The sequence below is a fragment of the uncultured Corynebacterium sp. genome, assembly GCF_945649885.1.
Taxonomy (GTDB): Bacteria; Actinomycetota; Actinomycetes; order Mycobacteriales; family Mycobacteriaceae; genus Corynebacterium.
Map to the genome: position 1 here is coordinate 1 of NZ_CALZFS010000034.1, position 24,368 is coordinate 24,368.

At 59.7% G+C, this 24,368-nt stretch carries 23 protein-coding genes; 13 read left to right on the plus strand and 10 right to left on the minus strand.

What is annotated here, in order from left to right; genetic code table 11:
- Positions 1 to 178 precede the first annotated feature (178 nt).
- The 4 genes from Q0M74_RS05430 to Q0M74_RS05445 form a co-directional block, all read right to left on the minus strand.
- Positions 179 to 370, minus strand: coding sequence for a hypothetical protein (locus Q0M74_RS05430; RefSeq protein WP_293952220.1), 192 nt, complete (start codon positions 368 to 370; stop codon positions 179 to 181).
- A gap of 136 nt (positions 371 to 506) precedes the next feature.
- On the minus strand, positions 507 to 1,172 hold the full coding sequence (locus Q0M74_RS05435) for a trimeric intracellular cation channel family protein (RefSeq protein ID WP_293952222.1): 666 nt from the start codon (positions 1,170 to 1,172) through the stop codon (positions 507 to 509).
- Between the two features lies 1 nt (position 1,173).
- Positions 1,174 to 2,091, minus strand: a complete 918-nt coding sequence (locus Q0M74_RS05440; protein ID WP_293952224.1) for an exodeoxyribonuclease III — start codon at positions 2,089 to 2,091, stop codon at positions 1,174 to 1,176.
- A gap of 79 nt (positions 2,092 to 2,170) precedes the next feature.
- Positions 2,171 to 3,472: an MFS transporter gene (locus Q0M74_RS05445; RefSeq protein WP_293952261.1), complete on the minus strand. Its 1,302-nt coding sequence runs from the start codon at positions 3,470 to 3,472 to the stop codon at positions 2,171 to 2,173.
- A 213-nt stretch (positions 3,473 to 3,685) separates the two neighbouring features.
- Here Q0M74_RS05445 and Q0M74_RS05450 point away from each other — a divergent pair, with 213 nt between their 5' ends.
- The 10 genes from Q0M74_RS05450 to Q0M74_RS05495 all read left to right on the plus strand — a co-directional run bounded on the left by Q0M74_RS05450 (position 3,686) and on the right by Q0M74_RS05495 (position 13,360).
- A complete protein-coding gene (locus tag Q0M74_RS05450; protein ID WP_293952226.1) occupies positions 3,686 to 4,735 on the plus strand; it encodes an iron-siderophore ABC transporter substrate-binding protein in 1,050 nt (349 codons plus the stop codon).
- 75 nt (positions 4,736 to 4,810) lie between these two features.
- Positions 4,811 to 5,773 carry an iron ABC transporter permease gene (locus Q0M74_RS05455; protein WP_293952263.1) on the plus strand — a complete coding sequence of 321 codons (963 nt, stop codon included), beginning with the start codon at positions 4,811 to 4,813 and terminating at the stop codon, positions 5,771 to 5,773.
- Positions 5,770 to 6,828 (plus strand): iron chelate uptake ABC transporter family permease subunit, encoded by a 1,059-nt coding sequence (locus tag Q0M74_RS05460; protein WP_293952228.1) that lies wholly within the window; start codon positions 5,770 to 5,772, stop codon positions 6,826 to 6,828. The genes Q0M74_RS05455 and Q0M74_RS05460 overlap by 4 nt, the downstream gene beginning before the upstream one ends.
- A complete protein-coding gene (locus Q0M74_RS05465) occupies positions 6,825 to 7,637 on the plus strand; it encodes an ABC transporter ATP-binding protein (protein WP_293952230.1) in 813 nt (270 codons plus the stop codon). The genes Q0M74_RS05460 and Q0M74_RS05465 overlap by 4 nt, the downstream gene beginning before the upstream one ends.
- Positions 7,638 to 7,666: 29 nt before the next feature.
- Positions 7,667 to 8,647: a siderophore-interacting protein gene (locus Q0M74_RS05470; protein WP_293952232.1), complete on the plus strand. Its 981-nt coding sequence runs from the start codon at positions 7,667 to 7,669 to the stop codon at positions 8,645 to 8,647.
- 85 nt (positions 8,648 to 8,732) lie between these two features.
- A complete protein-coding gene (locus tag Q0M74_RS05475) occupies positions 8,733 to 10,922 on the plus strand; it encodes an NADP-dependent isocitrate dehydrogenase (protein ID WP_293952235.1) in 2,190 nt (729 codons plus the stop codon).
- Between the two features lie 104 nt (positions 10,923 to 11,026).
- On the plus strand, positions 11,027 to 11,743 hold the full coding sequence (locus tag Q0M74_RS05480; protein WP_293952237.1) for a hypothetical protein: 717 nt from the start codon (positions 11,027 to 11,029) through the stop codon (positions 11,741 to 11,743).
- Between the two features lie 325 nt (positions 11,744 to 12,068).
- Positions 12,069 to 12,665 (plus strand): fatty acid desaturase, encoded by a 597-nt coding sequence (locus Q0M74_RS05485; protein ID WP_293952239.1) that lies wholly within the window; start codon positions 12,069 to 12,071, stop codon positions 12,663 to 12,665.
- Positions 12,593 to 13,114: an acyl-CoA desaturase gene (locus Q0M74_RS05490; RefSeq protein ID WP_293952241.1), complete on the plus strand. Its 522-nt coding sequence runs from the start codon at positions 12,593 to 12,595 to the stop codon at positions 13,112 to 13,114. Before Q0M74_RS05485 ends, Q0M74_RS05490 begins: the two co-directional genes overlap by 73 nt.
- An 18-nt stretch (positions 13,115 to 13,132) precedes the next feature.
- Positions 13,133 to 13,360: a ferredoxin gene (locus tag Q0M74_RS05495; RefSeq protein ID WP_293952243.1), complete on the plus strand. Its 228-nt coding sequence runs from the start codon at positions 13,133 to 13,135 to the stop codon at positions 13,358 to 13,360.
- Between the two features lie 208 nt (positions 13,361 to 13,568).
- Here Q0M74_RS05495 and Q0M74_RS05500 read toward each other — a convergent pair whose 3' ends face one another.
- Entirely contained in the window at positions 13,569 to 13,772 is a 204-nt protein-coding gene (locus Q0M74_RS05500) for a YbdD/YjiX family protein (RefSeq protein ID WP_293952245.1), read from the minus strand.
- A 12-nt stretch (positions 13,773 to 13,784) separates the two neighbouring features.
- On the minus strand, positions 13,785 to 15,977 hold the full coding sequence (locus tag Q0M74_RS05505; RefSeq protein ID WP_293952265.1) for a carbon starvation CstA family protein: 2,193 nt from the start codon (positions 15,975 to 15,977) through the stop codon (positions 13,785 to 13,787).
- Between the two features lie 456 nt (positions 15,978 to 16,433).
- Between Q0M74_RS05505 and Q0M74_RS05510 the strand changes: the two genes are divergently transcribed.
- Together Q0M74_RS05510 and Q0M74_RS05515 are read left to right on the plus strand one after the other, a co-directional pair.
- Complete coding sequence (locus Q0M74_RS05510) at positions 16,434 to 17,750, plus strand: O-acetylhomoserine/O-acetylserine sulfhydrylase (RefSeq protein WP_293952247.1); 1,317 nt, start codon at positions 16,434 to 16,436, stop codon at positions 17,748 to 17,750.
- Positions 17,751 to 17,926: 176 nt separating this feature from the next.
- Complete coding sequence (locus tag Q0M74_RS05515; RefSeq protein WP_293952249.1) at positions 17,927 to 19,060, plus strand: homoserine O-acetyltransferase; 1,134 nt, start codon at positions 17,927 to 17,929, stop codon at positions 19,058 to 19,060.
- A gap of 92 nt (positions 19,061 to 19,152) precedes the next feature.
- On the opposite strand, the gene paaZ is transcribed toward Q0M74_RS05515, so the two are convergent.
- On the minus strand, positions 19,153 to 21,270 hold the full coding sequence (gene paaZ / locus Q0M74_RS05520; protein WP_293952251.1) for a phenylacetic acid degradation bifunctional protein PaaZ: 2,118 nt from the start codon (positions 21,268 to 21,270) through the stop codon (positions 19,153 to 19,155).
- A gap of 105 nt (positions 21,271 to 21,375) precedes the next feature.
- Between paaZ and Q0M74_RS05525 the strand changes: the two genes are divergently transcribed.
- On the plus strand, positions 21,376 to 21,768 hold the full coding sequence (locus Q0M74_RS05525; RefSeq protein ID WP_293952253.1) for a PaaI family thioesterase: 393 nt from the start codon (positions 21,376 to 21,378) through the stop codon (positions 21,766 to 21,768).
- On the opposite strand, the gene Q0M74_RS05530 is transcribed toward Q0M74_RS05525, so the two are convergent.
- From Q0M74_RS05530 to Q0M74_RS05540, 3 genes are all read right to left on the minus strand, one after another.
- Positions 21,765 to 22,655, minus strand: coding sequence for a 3-hydroxyacyl-CoA dehydrogenase family protein (locus tag Q0M74_RS05530; protein WP_293952255.1), 891 nt, complete (start codon positions 22,653 to 22,655; stop codon positions 21,765 to 21,767). The genes Q0M74_RS05525 and Q0M74_RS05530 overlap by 4 nt on opposite strands.
- 14 nt (positions 22,656 to 22,669) lie before the next feature.
- Entirely contained in the window at positions 22,670 to 23,485 is an 816-nt protein-coding gene (locus Q0M74_RS05535) for an enoyl-CoA hydratase/isomerase family protein (protein WP_293952257.1), read from the minus strand.
- Between the two features lie 6 nt (positions 23,486 to 23,491).
- The coding region (locus tag Q0M74_RS05540; RefSeq protein WP_293952259.1) for an acetyl-CoA C-acyltransferase at positions 23,492 to 24,368 on the minus strand (877 nt) is incomplete at its 5' end.

Consider the following 24,368-nt stretch of genomic DNA (forward strand, 5'->3'; position numbering starts at 1 on the left):
CTGCTGCCCCTGTTCTGGGTGCTGATATGGCAGAAGCAATGGCAAACTGCCAAGACTGCCTGAGACCCCCGCAGCAAAAATAAACAACTGCGCCGCCTCTTCCACAGTGGGAGGAGGCGGCGCAGCTGTTGGTTCTCCCACCAGCTCACTTAGCCGGTGGGAAGCTCTGTGGAAAGGCTTAGAGCTTGCGGGAGGTTGGGGAATGGATATCCAGAGCTACGGAGATGCCCCATACGATGGTTCCACCGCCGGCAGCCATGATCAGCGCTGCGACAATAGCCATGACAGAATGCCCGACCGCAATGGTGTACCAGACACCTGCGGCGAGAATGATGGCTCCCAGAATCAGAAGAATGAATGCCTTACCCATGTGCAGTCCTTACGTTTAATCAACTGCGCCCACGCGAGCACACCAGTTGACATAGCCTCATTTAAGTTTCGGCTAACACCATACCTTGTGCAGTGTGGGTCATGGTAAATCAGAGAGATAAATTCACCACGGGGGTTTATTTCTTCCGGTTCCAGAACTTCCAGATGCGATTGGTGGGATCGCGTTCCAGATCGCCTTCCTGGTATTCAAAGACCGGAAGGGCCCAGCCGCGCCACAGCGCCAGCAGACGTGCGGTGAATGCCACCAGAACGGAGACAACCACGGTGACGTTCTCGCTGGCGCCCAGGTACATCATGACGAAGTACACGCAGGTAGCCAGCAGTGCGATGGAGGCGTAGAGCTCCTTCTGGAACACCAGGGGGATGCGGTCGCACAGCAGGTCACGCAGCACACCACCAAAGACACCGGTGAGCACGGAGGCGACCACGGCGATGATGAATCCGTAGCCCATTTCCAGGGCGATCTGCGTGCCGATCACGGCGAAGGCTGACAATCCCACGGCATCAAGCACCAGGAACAGGATGCGGAAGTGCTCCATCAGGTAGGAGATGGACACCGTCAGAATCGCTGCGCCGATGATGAGCAGCAGATACTGGGGTTGTTCCACCCACACCAACGGGTAGTGGCCCAGCAGCATGTCACGGATGGAACCACCACCGATGGCGGTGACACACGCGATGACGGAAACCCCAAACAGGTCCATCTTTTGACGTCCTGCGGCGAGGGCGCCTGTCATTCCTTCGGCTGTGATGCCGATCGCCCAGAGAATTGTCAGCAGCATGTTATGAGTAAATCACATTGAGTGGTGAGTGATCTGACCATCGCAGATCATAGGCTTCTGCCTTGTCCACCCAGCTGCGCTCAGCACGGTCGAGCATGGCCTTGGTGGCTGCCTGGTAGTCGATACGCCAGCCGGCGCCGGTGTCGAAAGCCTTGCCGCGGTAGGTCCACCAGGTATACGGGCCATCGCCTTCGGGCTGCAGGTGGCGAGCCACGTCGAACCAGGCGGGGTTCTCAGCTGCTTCTCGACGCCCTGCTGTGCCCACATAATCCACGGCACCGAAGAAGTCACCGCCCCCAACAATCTGGGATGTTTCATCTGGGAAACATCCGAAGACGGAGTCCATCCAGGCGCGCTCATCAGGTAGGAAGCCGGACTTCTTCTGGTTGGTTTTCCAGTTCTTCAGGTCTTCACGGCGGTGGCAGATATTCCAGTCGCCACCGATCACCATGTGACTGTTGGCAGCGGCGCGCTCCTCCAGGATGCCGGAGAATTCATCCAGGAAACGGTACTTCTCGTCCTGCTTCTCGGTCCCCGCGGAACCGGAAGGAAGGTAGAGGGAGGCCACGGTGACGGGGGCACCCAGGGTGGTCTCCTTGATGGTGGCTTCAATGTAGCGGCCAGAGTCCAGGAAGGATCCAAAGCCGATGGAAACATCACTCAATTCATGGCGGGACAGGATGCCTACGCCTGCCCGGCCCTTCGCTGCCGCGGGTGCGCCGACATAGTGCCAACCAGCATCAAGTACCGGCTGGAGTGCCTTGGTGGTGTCCTGTTCGCTGGCGCGAACCTCCTGGAGAAGCACCACATCGGTGTTGGACTGTTCCAACCAGGGGATGAATCCCAGGTTGGTTTCGCTGCGTTGTTTCACGGCTGCACGGATGCCGTTGACGTTGACGGAAGTGATCTGAAAACTCATGCCACCAACACTAACCCGTGCTGTGGACATGCACACAAAAGTCCATCACCCCCACTTTGGCGGGGCATATACCTGTGTTTTACTGGGTCTTTTCGGGGAAACGTCGGCGTAATCCCACCATGGGGAACCAGACCAAGACGGCACAGGCGGCAAGTGCCGCACCAGCCAGGGCTGGGGTGCTGTAAGAATAACCGGCGCTGATAACCACACCACCGATGGCCGCACCCAGGGCGTTGCCCACGTTGAGTGCGGAGTGGTTGAGAGAGGCTGCCAGGGTCTGTGCACGTCCTGCGACATCCATCAGGCGGATCTGTAGTGAGGGGATCAGGGTGGAGCCGAAGAAACCGACCAATCCGAAGTTGATGATGCCCAACACCGGGTGGTTGGAGGTGAAGTAGAAACCGATGAGCACCAGGACGATGCAGCACAGTGCCAGCAGGATGCCCCTGTCCACATCCCAGTCGGCCATACGTCCACCCACATAGTTGCCCAGGATCATGCCCACGCCATAGGCCATGAGCACGATCCAGATCAGTGAGCTGGATAGTCCTGCCTGCTCAGTCATGGTCCAGGAGATGTAGGTGTAAACGGCGAACATGCCGCCGAAACCGATGGAGCCGATGGCAAGTGTCAACCAGACCTGCCCATTTTTCAGAGCACTGAGTTCGGTCAGTGGGCTGGTAGGTGTCATCTCTGTCATGTGGGGCATGAGGAACCACAGGGCCAGCAGGGTGATCACGCCAACCACGGTGACCATCATGTAAGCCACGGGCCACCCGTAGGTGTCGCCCAGTGCCTGAGCTGCCGGGACACCGGCCACCGTACCCACTGAAAGTCCCATGCCCACATAGGCGATGGCGCGTCCACGTTGACCTTCTGGTGCCATGGAGGCGGCAGCCAGACCTGCGATGGAGAAGTACGCACCGTGTGGAAGACCTGCGACGAAACGTGCCAGCAGCAACATTTCATAGGAGGTGTTGAAGATCGAGAGTGCATTACCCACCACGAAGGCTGCGATGAGGATCAGCAGCAGGCGTCGTCTGGGGATCCGTCCGGTGAAGGCTGTGATCAGGGGCGCACCCACCACCACGCCGAGCGCATAGACGGTGATGATGAATCCGGCACGGTCCTCGGTGATGGAGAAGTCATCAGCGATGGCGCTGAGCAGACCCATGGAGACGAACTCGGTGACACCGATGCCGAAACCGCCCATGGCCAGGGCGGTCATGACGATATAGCGGCGGACCTCGGAGATTTCTGTCTGCCGGGGAACGGGACGTCGCCTCAGTCGAGAGTTGGTGTGTGTGCCGCGGTCTGTGTCACGCCCGCTCGGCTGCGAGTCATCAACAACTTTTAGGGGTGGTTTTCCAGAGTCGTGCATGGAGCAAACAATATCGGACATAAGCGGAAAGCGCTCCATCGCTGCTGGTCAGTGTGCCCAGCCCATCGGAGAGGAAAAAATGTGACGGTAGCCATTTATTTCCCACGCCAGAGGATGCTAACCTTGGGAACCCTAACCTAAGTTAATTTCACCACGGGTGACCATCCAACATCCCCAAAATCCACAGCGAGCACGGAAAGAGACACCCACACAATGCGACGTTCACGGACACTAGCTGGACTTTTGTCGATCACACTCGCCACCTCCCTGGTGGCCTGTTCCGACACGGACGAGCCTACCAGCGCCGAAAGCTCCAGCGCGGCAGACTCTAACTCGAATGCCAGTTCGGAGTTTCCGGTCACCATTGAGCACGCCTTCGGTGAAACCACCATCCCGGACAAGCCGGAGCGGGTCGCCACCGTCGCATGGAGCAACCATGAGGTTCCCCTGGCACTCGGCGTCACCCCGGTCGGCTTTGAAAAAGCCACCTGGGGCGATGACAACGGCGATGGCATCCTCCCGTGGGTGGAGGAGAAGCTGGTGGAACTTGGCGGTGAGGAGCCTGCGCTTTTCGACGCCACCGACAGCCTCCCCTTTGAGGCCATCGCCAACACCCAGCCCGATGTGATCCTGGCAGCCTATTCCGGACTGACTCAGGAGGACTATGACCAGCTCTCCCAGATTGCCCCTGTGGTGGCTTATCCGGAACAGCCCTGGGGCACCACACTCGAAGATCAGATCCTCATGAATGCGGAAGCCCTCGGACTGGAGGATGAGGGGGAGGAACTCGTCGCGAAGCTGGACGGTGAGGTCAACGCCGCGCTCGATGCTAGCCCCGGGCTGCGGGAGTCAGCGCCGGTGTTTGCCTTCTTTGATGAGTCCGATCTCTCCCAGGTCGGTGTGTATACCTCCCTGGATCCGCGCATGAGTTTCCTGTTGGACGCCGGCATGCAGCAGGCACCGGTTCTGGATGAGTACGCCGATTCCGACAGTTTCTATGAGCAGGTTTCCGCAGAGAACCCCGAGGTCTTTGCTGATGTTGATTTCATCATCACCTACGGCTCCGAGGATGACGCCGCCAATGCTGAACTTCTGAACAAGCTCCAGGAGGATCCACTGCTCTCCCGTATCCCGGCGATTGCTGAGGGCAAGGTGGTATTCCTGGGTGAGGACCCCATCGCAGCCTCCGCCACCCCCTCCCCACTCGCCGTGACCTGGGGTGTGGATGAGTACTTCACACGTCTTGCTGAAGGCCTCAACTAAGCCATCATGTTGTTAGCTCCAGCTCCCCATAAAGCACGGGACACCCTGACACAGCACCGCTGGACCTTCCTGCTCATGCTGCTGGCACTGTTGATCATCGCGTGCGTATGTTCCGTGATGTTCGGTGTGCGTTCCATCAGTTCCGGCGATGCCCTCCAGGCACTTCTTGGGCATGCTGATACCGCCGAACAGGCAGCCGCGGTGAAACGCCTGCCCCGAACTGTGCTGGGCATCCTCGTCGGCGCTGCACTGGCGGTATCCGGTGTCACGATGCAGGCGGTCACCCGTAATCCCCTGGCGGATCCCGGCATCTTCGGGGTGCTCGCCGGGGCATCCCTGGCCGTGGTCCTGGGCATTGCCTTCTTCAGCCTGTCCAACCCGGTCTCCACCATGATCGTGGCAGTGGCAGGTGCGGCTGGTGCCGCCATCTTTGTCTACTGCGTGGGGTCACTGGGTGGCTCAGGGGCCACTCCCTTGAAGCTGGCCTTGGCGGGTGCAGCCACAGCTGCAGCACTCTCTTCTCTGGTCAGCGCAGTGCTGCTCCCCCGACTGGATGTGATGGATGAATTCCGCTTCTGGCAGATCGGCGGCATCGGTGGTGCGGAATGGGACAGGATGTCCATGGCCACTCCCCTGCTGCTTAGTGGTTTCCTGCTCTGCTGGTTCTGCGCCCGCGGCATGAATGCCCTGGCACTGGGTGATGATGTGGCCACCGGACTGGGCGAGAACGTGGTGCGCACCCGACTCATCTCCTCCATGGGCGCGGTGATCCTGTGTGGTGTAGCCACCTCATTAGCCGGTCCCATCGCCTTTGTCGGGCTGATCATCCCACACCTGTGCCGACTCATCATGGGTACCGATCACCGCTGGCTGATCCCCACCACCGCTGTGGCCGGTGCAGCACTGATCCTGGCTGCTGACACCGTGGGGCGGGTGATCACCCATCCCGGTGAAATCGCCGTCGGCATCATCATGCCGCTGCTGGGTGCCCCTTTATTCATCTGGATCATCCGCCGACAGAAGATGCGTGAACTATGACCACAATTATGGAGTTACAGGGCGTCGACAAACTCAAGGCCCAGCGCACCGCACTGCTGACCCGGCGCGCCCTGATCACCGCTGTGGTGGCTGGTGTGGTGGCGGCGGTCTTCGGTGTGAGTCTGATGTGGGGTGAGGTGTTTTATTCTCCTGCGCAGGTGTGGGCGGTGCTTTCTGGTGAGCAGGTGCCGGGTGCCAGTTATGCCGTGGGTATGTTGCGGTTGCCGCGTGCTGTGATGGGTCTGGTGGCGGGTCTGGCTTTTGGTGCGGCAGGTGTGGTGTTTCAGACCTTGTTGCGGAATCAGTTGGCCTCGCCGGACATCATCGGGATTTCTTCTGGTGCGTCGGCGGCCGGGGTGATCGGCATCGTGTTCTTCGGATTAGGTCAGACGATGGTGTCGGTCATCTCCCTGGTGGCGGCCCTTGGTGTGGCGTTGTTGATTTATGTGGTGTCCTACCGCGGTGGGTTTTCCGGGGTCCGGTTGATCTTGACCGGCATCGGGGTGGCAGCCATGCTCAATTCGCTGGTGACCTATTCCTTATCCAAGGCCGATACCTGGGATCTGCCCACCGCTACACGGTGGTTGACGGGTTCTCTCAATGGGGCCACCTGGGAGCGTGTGTTACCGCTGGTTATCACCGTGGTGGTGTTGGTGCCGGTGTTGTGTGTGTTCACCCGCAACATCAATGCCCTGCGCCTGGGTGATGCCCTGGCCAGCAGCCTGGGGGTGAATGTTCCGCTCACCCGCATCGTGGTGATCATCGTGGCGGTGGCGCTGATCGCCGTGGCCACCGCTGCTTGTGGCCCGGTTGCTTTTGTGGCTTTTGTCTCCGGCCCGCTTGCGGCCCGCCTGCTGGGCCCCAGTGCTTCCCTGGTGGTTCCTTCTGCACTGATTGGCGCATTGATTGTGCTCAGCGCGGATCTCATTGGCCAGTATTTCCTGGGCAGCCGCTATCCGGCCGGTGTGGTCACCGGTGCGCTCGGTGCCCCATTCCTCATCTACATGCTCATGCGCTCCAACCGTGTCATGGGCAGGGCAGGACAGAACTCATGACTATTGAACACACCCTGGGCACACAGGGACTCTCCTTGAGCTATGGGGAGACGACCGTGGTCGACGGACTTGATCTCACCATCATCCCGGGTCGGATCACCTCGATCGTGGGACCGAATGGCTGTGGCAAGTCCACCACCCTGCATGCCCTGGCCCGGCTGTTGAAACCTGCTGCTGGTCAAGTGCTGCTGGATGGCAGGGCGTTGAATTCTTACCGGGGTAAGGCCCTGGCCCGCACTCTTGGCTTATTGCCGCAGTCCCCCACTGCACCGGAGGGCATCACGGTCACTGACCTGGTGGGACGTGGTCGTCACCCGCACCAGGGCATGACGGGCAGATGGTCCGCCCATGACTATGAGGTGGTCGCCCATGCTTTGGAGGTCACCGGCACCACGGAACTGGCACACCGTTGTGTGGATGAACTCTCCGGCGGGCAACGCCAACGGGTGTGGATCGCCATGGCACTGGCGCAGGAGACAGACATCCTCCTGCTGGATGAACCCACCACCTACCTGGATATCGCCAACCAACTGGAGGTGTTGGATCTGCTCACTGAACTCAACCGCAGGACCGGCACCACGATCGTGATGGTGCTGCATGACCTGGGGCTTGCCGCACGCTATTCGGATCACCTCATCGCCTTGTACTCCGGGCAGATTCATGCCGCAGGCCCTCCTGCGGAGGTGGTCACCCCATCCACCATGCGGGAGGTTTTCGGTGTGCATGCCCAGGTGATCCCGGATCCGGTCTCCGGCGCGCCTCTGGTGCTGCCGATGGGCCGACACCATATCCACCAACCCGCACACTGAAAAGCCCACAGAAAGGCCTCTTCTCCCTCATGAGCACCCCTACGACCTCTGCCACCACTCCTCGTTCCTCACGTCCTGGTTATGGACCAGTGCGCGCCGTGGTGGACAGCACTGAGAACATCAGCCCAGGTTTCGCCCGCATCGTCTTCTCTGGGCCTGACATGGCTGCTGTCGGATCAGAAGATCCGGTGTTTGACCAACGCATCAAATTGATATTTCCCACACCCGGCCACCCTCTTCCGGAGTTACCCGATGATGAGACCTGGTACACCTCCTGGTTGGAGCTTCCCGCAGACACCCGCGGCTGCATGCGTACCTATTCCATCAGGGATCTGGACATGACAGAAGAGTCCACGCGACTGACGGTGGATTTCGTCCTGCACCTGGAACCTGGGCTGTGTGGGCCAGCTGCCACCTGGGCTTCACAGGCCGCGGTCGGCGATGAGATTCTCCTCGTCGCACCCCGCCGGGATGCGGGTTCAGCCGGTGGAATCGAGTTCCACCCTGCCGGTGCCCCCGCGGTGGTGTTGGCCGGTGATGAAACCGCAGCACCGGCAATCGCCCGCATCCTCGAAGACCTCTCCTCCACTCATCCAGATATCACTGGAACTGCATTCATCGAGGTCCCCGGCCCGCAGGATGTGCTTAGCATTGCTGGCCCCCGAGGTGTCGACACACATTGGCTGCCCCGCAACGGCGCCGACCATGGCACCCTGCTGACCCCGGCGGTACTGGAACACCTGGGCATGACGCTTATCGACGCACCCCTGTCTCCTCCTTCCATCCCTGGAGCCTCCTCGGGGGAGCTGTTGTGGGAGACCCCAGCATTCTCTGCATCCGGGGAGAAGCTTGTTACCCCTGAGGTGAATCCGGACATCTACTACTGGATCGCCGGCGAAAGCGGGGTGGTCACACAACTGCGCCGTCACCTGGTCAAAGGCATGGGAGTGGACCGTTCCCAGGTGTCTTTCATGGGCTACTGGAAGCACGGTGTGGCCATGAAGGGCTGATAACACCTACGCAAGGCGTCAATACCGGGCTGAACACTGTATTCTAAGTAGTTGAACAAAAGAGCCCAATATTACAAGGAGACTCATGGCTAAGATCATCTGGACCCGCACCGACGAAGCCCCACTGCTCGCGACCTACTCGCTGAAGCCAGTCGTCGAGGCTTTCGCTGCCACCGCGGGTATCGAGGTTGAGACCCGCGACATCTCTCTCGCAGGCCGCATCCTCGCGCAGTTCTCAGACCGCCTCACCGAAGAGCAGAAGGTTTCTGACGCTCTCGCTGAGCTGGGCGAACTGGCGAAGACCCCGGAAGCAAACATCATCAAGCTTCCCAATATCTCCGCATCCCTCCCGCAGCTGAAGGAAGCCATCAAGGAGCTGCAGGCTCAGGGCTACGATCTCCCTGAATACGAAGACGCCAAGGACAAGTACGCCGCTACAATCGGCTCCAACGTCAACCCGGTCCTGCGTGAGGGTAACTCCGACCGCCGCGCACCGATCGCCGTGAAAAACTTCGTCAAGAAGTTCCCTCACCGCATGGGCGCATGGTCCTCTGATTCCAAGACCAACGTTGCCACCATGGGTGCCAACGACTTCCGCCACAACGAGAAGTCCGTCATCCTCGAAGACGCTGACACCGTCCAGATCAAGCATATCGCTGCTGACGGCACCGAAACCATCCTCAAGGACAGCCTGGCACTGCAGAAGGGTGAAGTCATCGACGGCACCTTCATCTCCGCCAAGGCACTGGATGCGTTCCTGCTTGACCAGGTCAAGCGCGCGAAAGACGAGGGCATCCTCTTCTCCACCCACATGAAGGCCACCATGATGAAGGTCTCTGACCCGATCATCTTCGGCCACATCGTCCGCGCATTCTTCGCTGATGTCTTCGCACAGTACGGTGAGCAGCTGCTCGCTGCCGGCCTCAACGGTGAGAACGGCCTCGCGGCCATCTACACCGGTCTGGAGAAGCTCGACAACGGTGCAGAAATCAAGGCTGCCTTCGACAAGGGCATTGAGAACGGACCTGACCTGGCTATGGTCAACTCCGCTCGCGGCATCACCAACCTGCACGTCCCTTCCGACGTCATCGTCGACGCTTCCATGCCTGCCATGATCCGTACCTCCGGTCAGATGTGGAACAAGGACGACCAGACCCAGGACACCCTGGCAGTCATCCCAGACTCTTCCTACGCAGGTGTCTTCCAGACCGTCATCGAGGACTGCAAGGTCAACGGCGCCTTCGACCCAACCACCATGGGCACCGTCCCTAACGTTGGTCTGATGGCTCAGAAGGCTGAGGAGTACGGCTCCCACGACAAGACCTTCCGTCTCGATGCTGACGGCAAGGTACAGGTTGTTGCCTCCAACGGCGACGTCCTCATCGAGCACGACGTTGAAGCTGGCGACATCTGGCGCGCCTGCCAGACCAAGGACGCCCCAATCCAGGACTGGGTCAAGCTTGCTGTCAACCGCTCACGTCTCTCCGGTATGCCTGCAGTGTTCTGGCTCGACCCAGAGCGCGCACACGACCGCAACCTGATTTCCCTGGTTGAGAAGTACCTGGCTGACCATGACACCGAGGGCCTGGACATCCAGATTCTCTCCCCTGTCGAGGCAACCCAGCACGCTGTCGACCGCATCCGTCGCGGCGAGGACACCATCTCCGTCACCGGTAATGTCCTGCGTGACTACAACACCGACCTCTTCCCCATCCTGGAACTGGGCACCTCTGCAAAGATGCTGTCCGTTGTTCCACTGATGGCTGGCGGCGGACTCTTCGAGACCGGTGCCGGTGGCTCCGCTCCGAAGCACGTCGAGCAGGTCGTTGAGGAAAACCACCTCCGTTGGGATTCTCTCGGTGAGTTCATGGCACTGGCTGAGTCCTTCCGCCACGAACTGAACACCAAGGGCAACACCAAGGCAGGAGTCCTGGCTGACGCTCTGGACCGCGCCACCGAGAAGCTGCTCAACGAAGAGAAGTCACCTTCCCGCAAGGTCGGCGAGATCGACAACCGTGGCTCCCACTTCTGGCTCTCCAAGTTCTGGGCTGACGAGCTTGCAGCACAGACCGAAGACTCCGAGCTGGCTGAGACCTTTGCACCAGTTGCTGAGAAACTCAACGCCAAGGCTGAGCAGATCGATGCCGCACTGATCGCTGATCAGGGCAAGACTGTCGACCTGGGTGGCTACTACGCACCATCCAATGAGAAGACCTCCGCTATCATGCGCCCAGTCGCAGAATTCAACGAGATCATCGACGCTCTGAAGAAGTAATAACCTCTTACTCCTTCACACCGGCCGTGTTCCCCTGATCGCAGGAGAACACGGCCGTTGGTCTTTTCTGGCGGTGCTTCATGCTTGTTCGGGATAATGGACTGATGTTGAACCGACGTTTCCTCACCGCACTCACCAGTGCCACCTTCATCGGGCTGCTCGGCTCCCCTATTGCAGGTGCTGACACCATCACCGCAGACACCGATCGGGAGATGTGCATCGCCAGTGAGAACGACACCTCCGGGGTAGTGACCTTCTGGGAAGGTGTAGAACAGGATGTACGTGACCAGCGCCTGAGCGAACTTGATGAGCAGGACCCAGGCATCAAGGATGCCATAGAGGCATATATTGCTGAGGCCCCCTCCGCACCTTCTGCCGCAGTACTCCAGACCAGGCTCGATGCCCTGGAGACCGGCGAAGGCCTGGCCATGCTCTTGCCGGAATCCAGCACCGACCCCGACGTGGTGGATCCACAGAACCAGCAGAAGTTCCAAACGGAATACACCTACGATGAGGCCCGCCAGATCGTGGCCGACATCCCCGAAGACCCAGCCACCAATGTGCAGACCCAGCTGGATGAAGCAGCAGCTGCAAGCACCCGCCTGGCAGAAATCCGCGCCGAAGTGTTTGCTGAACACACCGCAGACTACAACCAGACCCAATTTGAACTGCGTGATGACTTCCAGGCATGTGTGAATGAGATCGAGGATGCCCGTCCCATCCCACTTCAGTATTTGATCCTGGGTGGTGCCGTGCTCCTTGCTCTGATCGCACTGGGTGTCAGGGCATGGTCAAACTCCAAGAAAACCAATCGCCACTAGTGTCCTGCTCCGTTAATTCCTTTTAAGTATCGGGCGATGGATCCAAGGGCCTCCTCCGCGGTATTGGCCCAGATAAACTGCTGGGGATCCTCATTCCACGCTTTCCCCCAATTGCTTAGGATTTTCTCCAGTGCCTGTATATTCCGATGATCACTGCGCTGGAGCAATTTCCTGGTCACTTCTGCAAACAAGCGTTTCATCTGGTTGATCCAGGATAAAGACGCCCCTGACGTACTAAGGTCCCGGCTACCCATTGTCCGCAGTTTCACCGTGTGATTAACTTAAGAAGTATCGTGTGTTTTTAATCACTACTGTAGGAGCTGCTGTGGCCGCTAATCCCTACGTCGCATCTTTCCTTGAGTTATCCGAAAAGGCTCATCAAGCAGGTCTGATGCAGCGCCGGCGCGGCTTCTATTACGCAGTGATCCTGTTCTGGACTCTGTCGGTCATAGCCACCCTGTGTGCCGTGATTCTGCTCGGTGACACCTGGTATCAGCTGATTCTCGCTGCGTTCTTGGGGTTGGCGATGTCCCAGCTCGGATTTATCAGCCACGAGGCCACACACCAGGCGATCTTCACCTCTCGCGGATGGAATGAGTGGACTGCCCGGGTGCTCGGGGGACTGTTCATCGGGTTGAGTTATCTCTGGTGGGCAGACAAACACACTCGACACCACGCCCACCCCAATAAAGAACGCACTGATCCCGACGTGGCACCCGGGGTGTTTTCAATGACGCCTGAAGGTACAGATCAGCGGACTGGATTGGGGGGGAGAAGCTCGCTAAATACCAGGGTTTCTACTTTCTTCCCCTCCTACCTTTTGAAGGCTTCTCCCTGCACATCGCATCGGTGCGGAGCGTTCTTTTCTCAAAGCGGGTGCGACACCGCTGGGTCGAGATTTCCTTCCTCGCAGTCCGGCTGATCGGTCTTCCTTTATTTCTGTTCATATTCCTGCCCTTCTGGCTGGCATTGGCCTTTATCCTGGTCCAGATCCTGATGTTCGGATTTCTCTTGGGTGGGGCGTTTGCAGCCAACCACATCGGCATGCCGTCTGTCCCCCATGATGCGCAGATTGATTTCCTCCGTCGGCAGGTGCGCATGTCCCGCAATATTCGCGGAGGTCGAGCGGTGCACTTTCTCATGGGTGGACTCCAGTACCAAATAGAGCACCATCTGTTTCCGAAAACACCGCGGCCGAACCTCCCTGCACTGCGGAAGTTGGTTCGCCAGCACTGCGCCCAGCTTGGTGTCCATTACACCGAAACAACGCTTGTGAGTGCCTATTCGACCATCCTCGCCTATCTCAACCAGGTTGGTTTGAAAGACCGTGATTTCTACACCTGTCCACTGGTCCGCCAGTACCGGGGATGAAGCACAGAGGAGAAGAAAATGAAGATCACCCTGAATTACGACACGTGCATCGCCTCCGGTAACTGCGGGTATCTCGCACCGCAGGTTTTCCAGAACCGCGAGGAAGACGGTGGGTTCGTCAGCCTGGCTCTCCCACATCCCCCGGCTTCGGAAGAACCAGCGGTGCGACGGGCAGAGCGACTCTGTCCCTCAGGGACAATTTTCGTCACCGAAGAAGCAGAAGAAAAAACAGTTCGTGAGGGGTAACCGTGCTGTTGCAAACTCGCATTTTGACGAAAACGGCTCATCCGGTATCCCCGTTGCGCTGCATGCTAAGAAGGATCTCCTGTTTGCAACAGCACCTCTGAAATTGGTTCCTTTCGCCTTTAATCCTCACCGTCTCTGAAACAGCAGCAGAAAACCCCTGGGCCCCTCCTATTTTGAGGGGCCCAGGGGTTCGTCGACAAGCACTGAGCTAGCAGCAGCGGGCGCCGGGGTTTGCGTCCTGAGAGGCGTAGCGCTCACGCCAGTATTCCCGTTCGGTGGGCACCAGGGCACCGGGGTGGTGTGCCTTGAGGTGGGTCACGTACTTGGAGTAGGCGGTGTCCCCCATCAGTTCGGTGAGATACCACCACACATTGGCGGGTGCTTTGAGAATGATGCGGGCCAGATTTGTCATGAGAATACGATCCTAGTGTCCGACACCGCGGTCAACTGAGACTCCGGTTTCCACTTCCCGCTTGTCCCACATTTCCTGCACTTCCTTGTCCTGTGCAGAGGTCAGGAAGCCGGTTGGTGCAAACAGGGCGGAATCGGTGTCTGCTTCCTCGGAGGTGTGAACTTCCTCACCGCGGGAACGTGCCTGGACCGCCTTGGCACAGACAACAAGCGCTGCTGCGACCACGACGAGCACGAGGCTGGCGAACACGATGGAGAGGATGCCCTGGATGAAGGTGTTGCGGATGACTGCGTCGATGGCTTCCGGGGAGGCTGCGGCACCGAACTCGGTGAGCCCATCGGCCTTGGCCTGCTTGAAGTTGCTGTGCTGAGCCCAGTAGCCGATGGCTGGGTTGGAGTGGAAGATCTTCTGCCAGGAGGCGGTCATGGTGACCACCACGTCCACTGCCAGCGGGATCGCTGGGATCCAGGCCCACTTGTACAAGCCCTTCTTCACCACGACCACCAGGACCAGGGAGAGTGCCATGGCGGCGAGCAGCTGGTTGGCGATACCGAACAGGGGGAAGAGCACGTTGATGCCACCGAGTGGGTCGGTGACACCCATGAGCAGGATGGCACCCCACAGGGCACAGACCACGATGGTGGAAATCCAGTTGCCCAGGGTCCAATTCGGGTCCTTGAACTTGCGCAGACCTGGGATGGCGCCGAGGGAGTCGGTCATCATGAAACGTGCCACGCGGGTGCCGGCATCAACGGTGGTGAGGATGAACAGTGCCTCAAACATGATGGCGAAGTGGTACCAGAAGGCCTTCATGCCCACGCCACCGAAGATGTTGGCCAGGATTTCGGACATGCCGAAGGCCAGGGTTGGTGCACCACCGGTACGGGAGATCACAGAGGATTCTCCGACACCGTCGGCGGCGTCCTGCAGCTGCTGGGCGGTCATTTCAGCACCGGGAAGACCAAGAGTGTTGACCCAGGTTGCTGCGGTTTCCGGGGAACCACCGGTCAGCGACAGGGGTGCGTTCATGACGAAGTACAGGTGACGGTCCAGGATCACGGCGGTGATCAGAGCCATGATGGCCACGAAGGATTCCATGAGCATGCCGCCGTAGCCGAGCATGCGCATCTGGGATTCCTTCTCAACCAGCTTGGGGGTGGTGCCAGAAGAGATCAGTGCATGGAATCCGGACAGGGCACCACAGGCGATGGTGATGAAGAGGAAGGGGAAGAGATTTCCGGAGAATACCGGTCCGTTTCCTTCAAGTGCGAAGGAGGTGACGGAGGGCATCTGAATTTCGGGGCGATCGATGAGGATACCCACGGCCAACAGCGCGATGACACCGATCTTCATGAAGGTGGACAGGTAGTCACGTGGTGCCAGCAGCAGCCAAACCGGCATGATGGCTGCCATGATGCCGTAGCCGATGAGCGCCAGGGCCAGAGTGGTCTTGGACCAGGTGAACCATTCCACACCCCAGTCGGTTTCTGCCACCCAACCACCGGAGATAATCGCCAGGAGCAGCAGGGCGACCCCGATGATGGAGACCTCGGTGACGCGTCCCGGGCGCAGGTAACGCAGGTAGAGGCCCATGAACATCGCGATCGGGATGGTCATGGAGATGGAGAAGACGCCCCATGGGGAGTCAGCCAGTGCATTGACCACAACCAGGGCCAACACGGCGATGATGATGATCATGATGGTGATGGTGGCCAGGATGCCGGCGAAACCACCGACGGTGCCCATCTCATCGCGGATCATCTGGCCAAGGGAGCGGCCGCGGCGGCGTGTGGAGATCCACAGCACCAGGTAGTCCTGGACTGCGCCGGCGAAGATCACGCCGAGGATGATCCACAGGGTGCCGGGCAGGTAACCCATCTGGGCGGCCATGACGGGACCAACCAGTGGGCCGGCACCGGCGATGGCGGCGAAGTGGTGTCCGAAGAGGACACGGCGGTCGGTGGGGACGAAGTCCTTGCCGTCATTGACGTATTCCGCAGGCGTTGCGCGGCTGTCCTTCGGCTTGACCACCTTGTATTCAATGAGGCGAGCGTAGAAGGAGAAGGCGATGATGTAGGAACCGACGGCGGCCAGAACCAGCCATACAGAGTTGATGCTCTCACCACGGGCGAAGGCGATCGCACCCCAGCCCACAGCGGCCATGACACCGAACACGAGCAGACCCACGCGTGCGGTGGGGGACATCTTTGGCGGTTTCACGCCCACAGGGAGGTCGGTGGCGTTACTGTAGATCAGGTTGTCATTCGTCCTGGATTCATCTTGTTTGATAGTCACGTTTCTTCTGAGCTTTCTCGGATGTGGAAACAGCGGAAAGCCCAACCTGCGCACGCTACTGGTGGGGGCACAACAAGCTGGGAGGAAAGCTACGAGCAGGGGTTTGCACTCAAATAACCGGGAGTCTGATTTTTCCTTAAAAGAAAAATATCACTATTAGGTGAGGCAAGCCACATTCAATATCTGGCGCCCGTCACGGCACACCCCCAAACCCTCCCCCACCCCGAATTCGCACCGCTTGGTCTATTGCAATAGACCGAGCGGTTCACTAGGGTGACTGTCAACGCTTTCGGCGTGCTTCACGCCGCCGCTTCCCAATGACGAAAAGCTCATAACCCCGACTTCACACACAAGAGGATGTAGAAAATGGCCACGAAGTACGACAACTCCGATGTTTCCAACTGGGGCTTTGAAACCCGCTCTATCCACGCAGGCGCAACCGTGGATTCTGATTCTGGATCCCGCAACCTGCCGATCCACCTGACCACGGCATTCGTTTTCGATTCGGCCGAGCACGCCAAGCAGCGTTTCGCCCTGGAGGACCTCGGACCTGTCTACTCCCGCCTGACCAACCCGACCGTCGAGGCTGTGGAAAACCGCGTCAACAACCTCGAAGGTGGCGCTCACACCGTTTTCTTCGCATCTGGCCAGGCTGCCACCACCGCTGCCATCCTCAACCTGGGTGGCGCAGGCTCCCATGTGGTGACTTCCCCACGCCTCTATGGCGGAACTGAAACCCTCTTCCAGGTCACCCTGGCACGTCTGGGCATTGAGTTCACCTTCGTGGAGAATCCGGATGACCCCGAGTCCTGGCAGACAGCGGTCAAGGACAACACCATCGCCTTCTTCGGTGAGACCTTCGCCAACCCACAGGCTGATGTCCTGGACATCCCGGCCGTGTCTGAGGTTGCCCACCACAACAATGTGCCACTGATCGTGGACAACACCATCGCCACCGCAGCAATCGTGCGTCCGATTGAGCTTGGTGCAGATATCGTCGTGGCTTCCCTGACCAAGTTCTACACCGGCAACGGTTCCGCCTTGGGTGGTGCGCTTATCGACGGCGGCAAGTTCGACTGGACTGTTGAGCGTAACGGCGAGCCTGTCTTCAAGGACTTCGTCACCCCCGATCCCGCCTATCACGGCCTGAAGTACGCCGACCTCGGGGCACCGGCATTCGGGCTCAAGGCACGTGTCGGTCTGCTGCGCGATACCGGCGCTGCCCCCTCCCCATTCAACGCCTGGGTCACCGCCCAGGGACTGGACACCCTCTCCCTGCGTCTGGAGCGCCACAACGAAAACGCCATCAAGGTGGCAGAATTCCTCAATAATCATGACAAGGTGAGCAAGGTGAACTTCGCCGGCCTGCCTGATTCCCCATGGCACGCCACCAAGGAGAAGCTCAGCCTGAAGTACACCGGCTCCGTCCTCACCTTCGAGATCAACGGCGGCCAGGATGAGGCCTGGGCCTTCATCGATGCCCTCAAGCTTCACTCCAACCTGGCCAACATCGGTGATGTACGTTCCCTGGTTGTCCACCCGGCAACCACCACCCACTCCCAGTCCGACGAAGCAGGCCTGGCCCGCGCCGGCATCACCCCGGCCACCGTCCGTCTGTCCGTAGGCATTGAAAACGTCGAGGACATCATCGCTGACCTCGAGCTCGGTTTCGCAGCCATCTAGTTCTTTTTCCCACCACCACCCTGACGGCGAGAGCAATCGCTGTCAGGGTGTTTTTGTGCACCCTGCATATAACTGCCACGGAAAGCCCCCGGAACTAGACTAGACCGAGCTGTCCAGTTAAACTGGCCGCAGTTCACACCCAGATGATGATGCAGAGACAGGCGGTAATCTCCGACATGCCACAACTTGGTCCTGAAGGACAGCTCAGTCTACAGTCCATCGGTGATATCCAGACCGAAGCCGGTGCCGTCATCCCCGATGTCCACATCGCCTATCACCTCTGGGGAAAGTACGCGGAGCTTCCCGATGGCACCAACAATGTCGTCCTCATCGAACACGCACTGACCGGTGACTCCAACGCGGCTGACTGGTGGGCGGACCTGATTGGACCGGGCAAAGCCATCAACACCGATATCCTCTGCGTGATCTGCACCAATGTCCTTGGTGGCTGCAATGGCTCCACCGGTCCCTCTTCTGAACACCCTGAGGGTGGCTTCTGGGGTAATCGCTTCCCTGCCATCGACATCCGCGACCAGGTCAAGACGGAAAAACAGTTCCTCGATGCTCTCGGCATTACCCATGTGAAAGCTGTTCTCGGCGGTTCCATGGGTGGTGCACGCACCCTGGAATGGGCAGCACTCTTCCCGGAGGTCATCGGAGCAGCAGCTGTCTTAGCTGTATCCGCGCGGGCCAGTGCCTGGCAGATCGGCATCCAGTCTGCCCAGATCATCGCCATTGAAAACGATCACCACTGGCACGATGGCAATTACCACGAGTCCGGCTGCAACCCCTCCAAGGGACTGGCTGCGGCACGCCGCATCGCCCACCTCACCTACCGTGGTGAACTCGAAATCGATGAACGCTTCGGTACCCAGGCGCAAAAAGGGGAAAACCCTCTTGGTCCCTTCCGCAGTCCCGAGCAGCGTTTCGCCGTGGAATCCTACCTGGATCACCAGGCCAACAAACTGGTGCAACGTTTTGATGCCGGTTCCTATGTCGCACTCACCGATGCCCTCAACCGCCACGACATCGGACGTGACCGCGGTGGTCTGAACAAAGCACTGGAGGCCATCAAGGTTCCCACTCTGGTCGCCGGGGTGGATACCGACATTCTCTACCCCTATCACCAACAGGAACACCTCTCCCGCAACCTGGGCAACCTGCTGGCCATGGCCAAAATCGTCTCCCCCGTCGGCCATGATGCTTTCCTCACTGAATCCCGCCAGATGGATCGCATCCTGCGTAACTTCTTCAGCCTGATTTCACCTGAAGAAGAGAATCCCTCCACCTATATCGAGTTCTTCATCTAGAAACCCGATGTGATGGGGAGCCGAAAAGACCTGGTTTCCGCTGATCGCAATGATCGCCGGAAACCAGGACTTTGTCTCATTCCAACACTGTTCTACTTCTTATAGAGAGTGTCCACCTTTTCTGCGAGGGTAAGAACGTCGTAGCTGGCTACGATTTCATCGTTCTGGTTATACAGAACTGCATCCCAGCAGACTTCGCCGTAGTCATCGGTCACGCGCGGAGTGATGCGCTTGGCGGTGAGCTCCACACGGATGGAGTCATCGTAGGTAACCGGGGTGATGAAGCGGAGGTTCTCCAGGCCGTAGTTGGCCAGCACCGGACCCGGCTGTGGCTCGACGAAGAGTCCGGCGGCCCAGCTGACCAGCAGGTAACCGTGGGCGACACGGCGTGGGAAGAAGGGGTTCGCGGTGGCGGCTTCCTCATCCACGTGTGCGTAGAAGTTGTCGCCGGTCTTCTCTGCGAATTCCAGGATCTCTTCGAGGGTGACCTCACGCAGTTCAGAGGCGAACTGGTCGCCGATGCGCAGGGTGGCCAGGTCCTTGCGGAATGGGTGCGCTCCGGTGCCGGCGGTGACATCAGCGCGGGTGACACGGTTGATGGCTGCACCGCGGTGCCACTCGCCGGTGATGGCGGTGAGGTGGTCCGGGGTGCCCTGGATGGCGGTGCGCTGCATATAGTGTTTGACACCACGGATTCCGCCGAGCTCCTCACCACCACCGGCGCGTCCTGGTCCACCGTGGATCATGTGTGGCAGTGGGGAACCATGACCGGTGGAGGTCTTGGCATCATCGCGGTCTAGGAAGTGGAGACGGCCGTGGTGTGCGGCGATGCCCATGGCGAACTGGGAGGCCAGAGCCGGATCGTGGGTGATCACAGAGGCCACGAGGGAGCCCTTGCCGCGGGCGGCCAGGCGGATGGCGTCCTCGGTGTCGGTGTATCCGATGATGGAGACCACGGGGCCGAAGGCTTCGGTGTCGTGGACTGCATCAACATCGGCGTCCTCGAAGGTGATGATGGTGGGGGCGAAGTAGGCTCCCTCATGCTCAGCTGGTCCTCCGAGGCGGACATCGCCGCCCGCTGCGATGAGCTTTTCAACGGCTCCTGCCACATCATCGCGCTGTTCCGCGGAGACAACGGGCCCCATGGTGGTGCCTTCCTCACGGGGATCGCCTACGACAACCTTGGCGGTGACGCGTTCTGCCAGTGCCCGTGACACCTCTTCGATGAGGTTGGCCGGGACAATTGCGCGGCGCACTGCAGTACACTTCTGCCCGGCCTTGACGGTCATCTCTGAGAAGAGCGTCTTGATATAGGCATCGAATTCCGGGGTATCAGGGGTAGCATCCTGGCCCAGGATTGCTGCGTTGACGGAGTCAGCTTCGGCGGTGAAACGCAGGCCGGCATGCTGGACATTGTCATGGGAGCGGAGCATGGCTGCGGTGGCAGCAGAGCCGGTGAAGGCCACGTGATCGCGGTAGTCCAGGTGGTCCAGCAGGTCACGGGCGGAGCCGGAGATCAGCTGCAGGGATCCTTCCGGGAGGATTCCGGATTCCACAATGAGTCGGACGCAGGCCTGGGTGATGAAGCCGGTCGGGGTGGCTGGCTTCACAATCGTCGGAACGCCTGCGATGAAGGAGGGGGCGAACTTCTCCAGCATTCCCCAGACCGGGAAGTTGAAGGCATTGATCTGCACTGCGACACCAGGCAACGGAGTGTGGATATGGGTACCCAGGAAGGATCCGTCCTTGGACAGAACCTCGGTTGGTCCGTCGATGATGACATCAGAGTTGGGCAGTTCGCGGCGGCCCTTGGATGAGTATACGAAGAGGGTGGAGATGCCACCGTCGATATCCACGAAATTATCACGCTTGGTGGAGCCTGCCTTGAAGGAGAGCTCGTAGAGTTCCTCCTTGTGCTCACCCAGGTAGAGGGCGAGTTCCTTGAGCTTGAGTGCACGCTCGTGCAGGGTCAGTGCACGCAGTCCCTTCTGCCCCACGTCACGGGCGTAATCCACGGCAGCGCGGATATCCAGGCCATCGGTGGAGACCCGTGCCACGAGATCACCGGTGGAGGCATCCTCCACCTCAGCGATGCGGGTGGGGTTGTCGGGGGTCAACCACTGGCCGCTGAGGTAGCTGGGGACGATTCCCACGGATTCACGGTCAAGGGTGGCGGTGGTGGACTGGGAGGTGGTGTTATTGACAGTCATTGGTGTTCGTTCCTTTCGGGAGCGAGTGCCTATCGATTTAGTTACCGACCGGCCGGTTGGTTGCTATGGTCAGTATAAGCATAAATAAACTTTTAAGGAGTGGGAATGGAACCCTGGAAGATCGTACTGGGAGAACTCGACCGCAAAATGGGCGTGGAGATCGTTGAGGAATCCGCTGAGAAGGTGGTCGCCACCATGCCGATTGACGGAAACCGTCAATCACTAGGACTGCTCCATGGCGGTGCCATGGTGGCCTTGGCGGAGGCGGTAGGCAGCTGGGCCGCGGTGATTCACGCCTCCACCATGGGCAAGGCTGCCGTGGGGGTGGACATCAACGCCACCCACCACAAGTCCAGCAAGGAGGGGCACATCACCGCCACCGCGACCGCAATCCGTCTGGGGCGAACCATCTGCAGCCATGAGGTGATCATCACCAATGAAAAGGGTGAACGCCTGTGCACAGCGCGGATCACCAATGCGGTTGTGGATAAGCGCTAGCTGTAGTCGTAGAAACCGCGGCCTGATTTACGGCCCAGCTCACCGCGTTCCACCATGTCACGCATGAGCTGCGGTGGCGCAAAGCGCTCACCCAGGGTGGACTCCAGGTACTCGGCAATGCCCAGACGGACATCCAGGCCCACGATATCGGTGAGCTGGAGTGGACCAACGGGGAATTTATAGCCCAGAACCATCGCCTTATCAATATCCTCGGCCGATGCCACGCCCTCCTCCACCATGCGGATGGCTTCCAGGGCAATGGCCACACCCAGACGTGAGGAGGCAAACCCCGGGGCGTCCTTGACCACAATCGGGGTCTTGTCCAGGCCGGCCACCCACTGGCGTGCCAGCTCAACCAGTGGCTCCGGGGTGGAATCCGCCACCACAACCTCCACCAGCTTGGAGGCGGGGACCGGGTTGAAATAGTGCAGACCGATCACCGCGTTGTCCACGCTCAGGGCAAGATCGCTGACGGATAGGGATGAGGTGTTGGTGGCGATGACCGCACCGGGAGCCGCAGCGGCGATCTTGCGGAAGGAATCAGCCTTGAGCTCAATGATCTCTGGAACCGCCTCCACCACCAGAGGGTGATCAGCAAAAGCCTGGGTGTCAGTGCTCAGGGTCAGGCGTGACAGCCACTCTTCCGCGGTACCCGGCGCACCGCGTTTGAGGGAACCGGCGACATCATTGGTAATGCGCTCACGGGCGGCCTCGATGGCCTGCTCATTGATATCGACCACGGTGACATGGGCACCTGCGGCGAGGAAGGAGTGGGCGATGCCCGCACCCATGCGGCCACCACCGAGAACGCCCACCACGGTGGGTACGCCGGCGTCAGTTGTGGTGAAGGTGGGCAGGGAAGGATTGTTGACGGTGCTGGTGTTCATGGGATTACTCCTGGTTACTTGTTCTTCTTGCGGTCAAGGAAGGCCTGCATCCGGTCAAACTTGGCTTCGGATTCAAAGAGGATCGCCTGGGCGATGTTGTCCACCTGCGGATGCGCCCCGGCAGGCATGGCCATAACCTGCTTGGAGATCCTCACGGCCAGTGGATCAAGGGCTGCGATGCGCTGGGCAAGCGCGAGTGCACCATCCAGAAGTTCTGTGGGCTCATGGACCTCGGTGACCAGATGGATGTTGAGAGCTTCTGCACCATCGAGGATTTTTCCTGCCAGCAGGATCTCCTTGGCCACAGCTTCACCGATCAGACCCTTGAGGCGCCAGAGGCCGCCGGCAGCTGCAATGATGCCCAGGCCAGCTTCTGGCTGACCGAACTTGGCATGCGGGGTGCAGAGGCGAAAGTCTGCAGACAGAGCCAGTTCAAGTCCCCCACCCAGGGCGTATCCATCGACTGCTGCGATGACCGGGGCGGGCAGCTGGGCGATGCGGTGGAAGAGCATATTGTTGATGCCACGTAGAGCATCGTCGCGACGGCGTTCCCGCAGCTGACCGATATCAGCACCGGAGACGAAGATGCCCTTGCCGTTGACCTCACAACCGGTGATGATGAGAATCTTCGGCTGCTGCTCCAGGTAGGTGCACACCTCATGGAGCTCGCTGACCATCACTTCATCGATGGCGTTGCGGACCTCCGGACGGGTTAATTCCACCAGCAGATAATCATCGGTTTCCGTGACGGTCAGGGCAGTGAAGTTGTGTTCAGCTACCTGGGAGTCACTGCGGTTCTCAGTCTGGTTTTCAGTAGTGGCGGTAGTCATGGCTTTCTAGACCCTCTCGATTGCGATTGCGGCACCCTGCCCGACACCGATGCACATGGTGGCCACCCCCCTGGTGCCACCCTCCTGCTCCAGTCGGTTGAGCAGGGTGATGGTGATGCGGGATCCTGAGGAACCCAGTGGATGTCCCAGAGCGATGGCCCCACCCCAGGCGTTGACCTTCTCAGTATCCAGCCCCAGTTCCCGGATGCAGGCCAGGGACTGTGAGGCGAAGGCCTCATTGAGTTCCACAGCGTCCAGATCAGCAACGCTCCAACCGGCACGTTCCAGGACCTTCTGTGTTGCCGGGACCGGGCCCATGCCCATGATCTCCGGCGCCAGGCCCACGCTTGCCCCGCCGATCACACGCGCCCGTGCTTTCAGGCCGTACTTTTCCATGGCGCGTTCAGAGACCACCAGGATTGCAGAGGCGCCGTCGTTGAGTGAGGAGGAGTTACCGGCAGTGACCACCTCGCCACCACCGACCACCGGGCGCAGCTTGGCCAGCACCTCAGCGGTGGTGCCCTCACGTGGACCTTCATCAGTGTCCACCACGGTCACGGCCCCTTTACGGCCCTTGACCTCAACGGGGACGATCTCATTATCAAAGTGGCCGGCCTGGATGGCCGCCACTGCGCGGCGCTGTGATTCCACGGCGAAGGCATCGGCATCTTCACGGTTGATGTCCTTGACGCGTGCGACCTCCTCCGCGGTCTCCGGCATGGAGAAGGTGGTCTTGTCCTGCGTGGCGAAGACCGGGTTGGTGAACCGCCAGCCGATGGAGGTATCAAAAATTGCGCCGGGTTTGGCGAAGGCGGTGGCTGGCTTCTCCTGCACCCACGGGGCACGCGACATCGATTCCACGCCGCCGGCCACCACGATGTCC

Bases quoted from the DNA above. Each gene is read 5' to 3' on its own strand.
- Q0M74_RS05495 (WP_293952243.1), top strand. From the start codon at position 13,133: ATGAAGATCACCCTGAATTACGACACGTGCATCGCCTCCGGTAACTGC.
- Q0M74_RS05530 (WP_293952255.1), bottom strand. From the start codon at position 22,655: ATGAACACCAGCACCGTCAACAATCCTTCCCTGCCCACCTTCACCACA.
- Q0M74_RS05435 (WP_293952222.1), bottom strand. From the start codon at position 1,172: ATGCTGCTGACAATTCTCTGGGCGATCGGCATCACAGCCGAAGGAATG.
- Q0M74_RS05510 (WP_293952247.1), top strand. From the start codon at position 16,434: ATGGCCACGAAGTACGACAACTCCGATGTTTCCAACTGGGGCTTTGAA.
- paaZ (WP_293952251.1), bottom strand. From the start codon at position 21,270: ATGACTGTCAATAACACCACCTCCCAGTCCACCACCGCCACCCTTGAC.
- Q0M74_RS05445 (WP_293952261.1), bottom strand. From the start codon at position 3,472: ATGCACGACTCTGGAAAACCACCCCTAAAAGTTGTTGATGACTCGCAG.
- Q0M74_RS05500 (WP_293952245.1), bottom strand. From the start codon at position 13,772: ATGACAAATCTGGCCCGCATCATTCTCAAAGCACCCGCCAATGTGTGG.
- Q0M74_RS05430 (WP_293952220.1), bottom strand. From the start codon at position 370: ATGGGTAAGGCATTCATTCTTCTGATTCTGGGAGCCATCATTCTCGCC.
- Q0M74_RS05450 (WP_293952226.1), top strand. From the start codon at position 3,686: ATGCGACGTTCACGGACACTAGCTGGACTTTTGTCGATCACACTCGCC.
- Q0M74_RS05515 (WP_293952249.1), top strand. From the start codon at position 17,927: ATGCCACAACTTGGTCCTGAAGGACAGCTCAGTCTACAGTCCATCGGT.
- Q0M74_RS05440 (WP_293952224.1), bottom strand. From the start codon at position 2,091: ATGAGTTTTCAGATCACTTCCGTCAACGTCAACGGCATCCGTGCAGCC.
- Q0M74_RS05470 (WP_293952232.1), top strand. From the start codon at position 7,667: ATGAGCACCCCTACGACCTCTGCCACCACTCCTCGTTCCTCACGTCCT.
- Q0M74_RS05475 (WP_293952235.1), top strand. From the start codon at position 8,733: ATGGCTAAGATCATCTGGACCCGCACCGACGAAGCCCCACTGCTCGCG.
- Q0M74_RS05455 (WP_293952263.1), top strand. From the start codon at position 4,811: ATGCTGCTGGCACTGTTGATCATCGCGTGCGTATGTTCCGTGATGTTC.
- Q0M74_RS05460 (WP_293952228.1), top strand. From the start codon at position 5,770: ATGACCACAATTATGGAGTTACAGGGCGTCGACAAACTCAAGGCCCAG.
- Q0M74_RS05505 (WP_293952265.1), bottom strand. From the start codon at position 15,977: ATGTCCCCCACCGCACGCGTGGGTCTGCTCGTGTTCGGTGTCATGGCC.
- Q0M74_RS05525 (WP_293952253.1), top strand. From the start codon at position 21,376: ATGGAACCCTGGAAGATCGTACTGGGAGAACTCGACCGCAAAATGGGC.
- Q0M74_RS05465 (WP_293952230.1), top strand. From the start codon at position 6,825: ATGACTATTGAACACACCCTGGGCACACAGGGACTCTCCTTGAGCTAT.
- Q0M74_RS05480 (WP_293952237.1), top strand. From the start codon at position 11,027: ATGTTGAACCGACGTTTCCTCACCGCACTCACCAGTGCCACCTTCATC.
- Q0M74_RS05535 (WP_293952257.1), bottom strand. From the start codon at position 23,485: ATGACTACCGCCACTACTGAAAACCAGACTGAGAACCGCAGTGACTCC.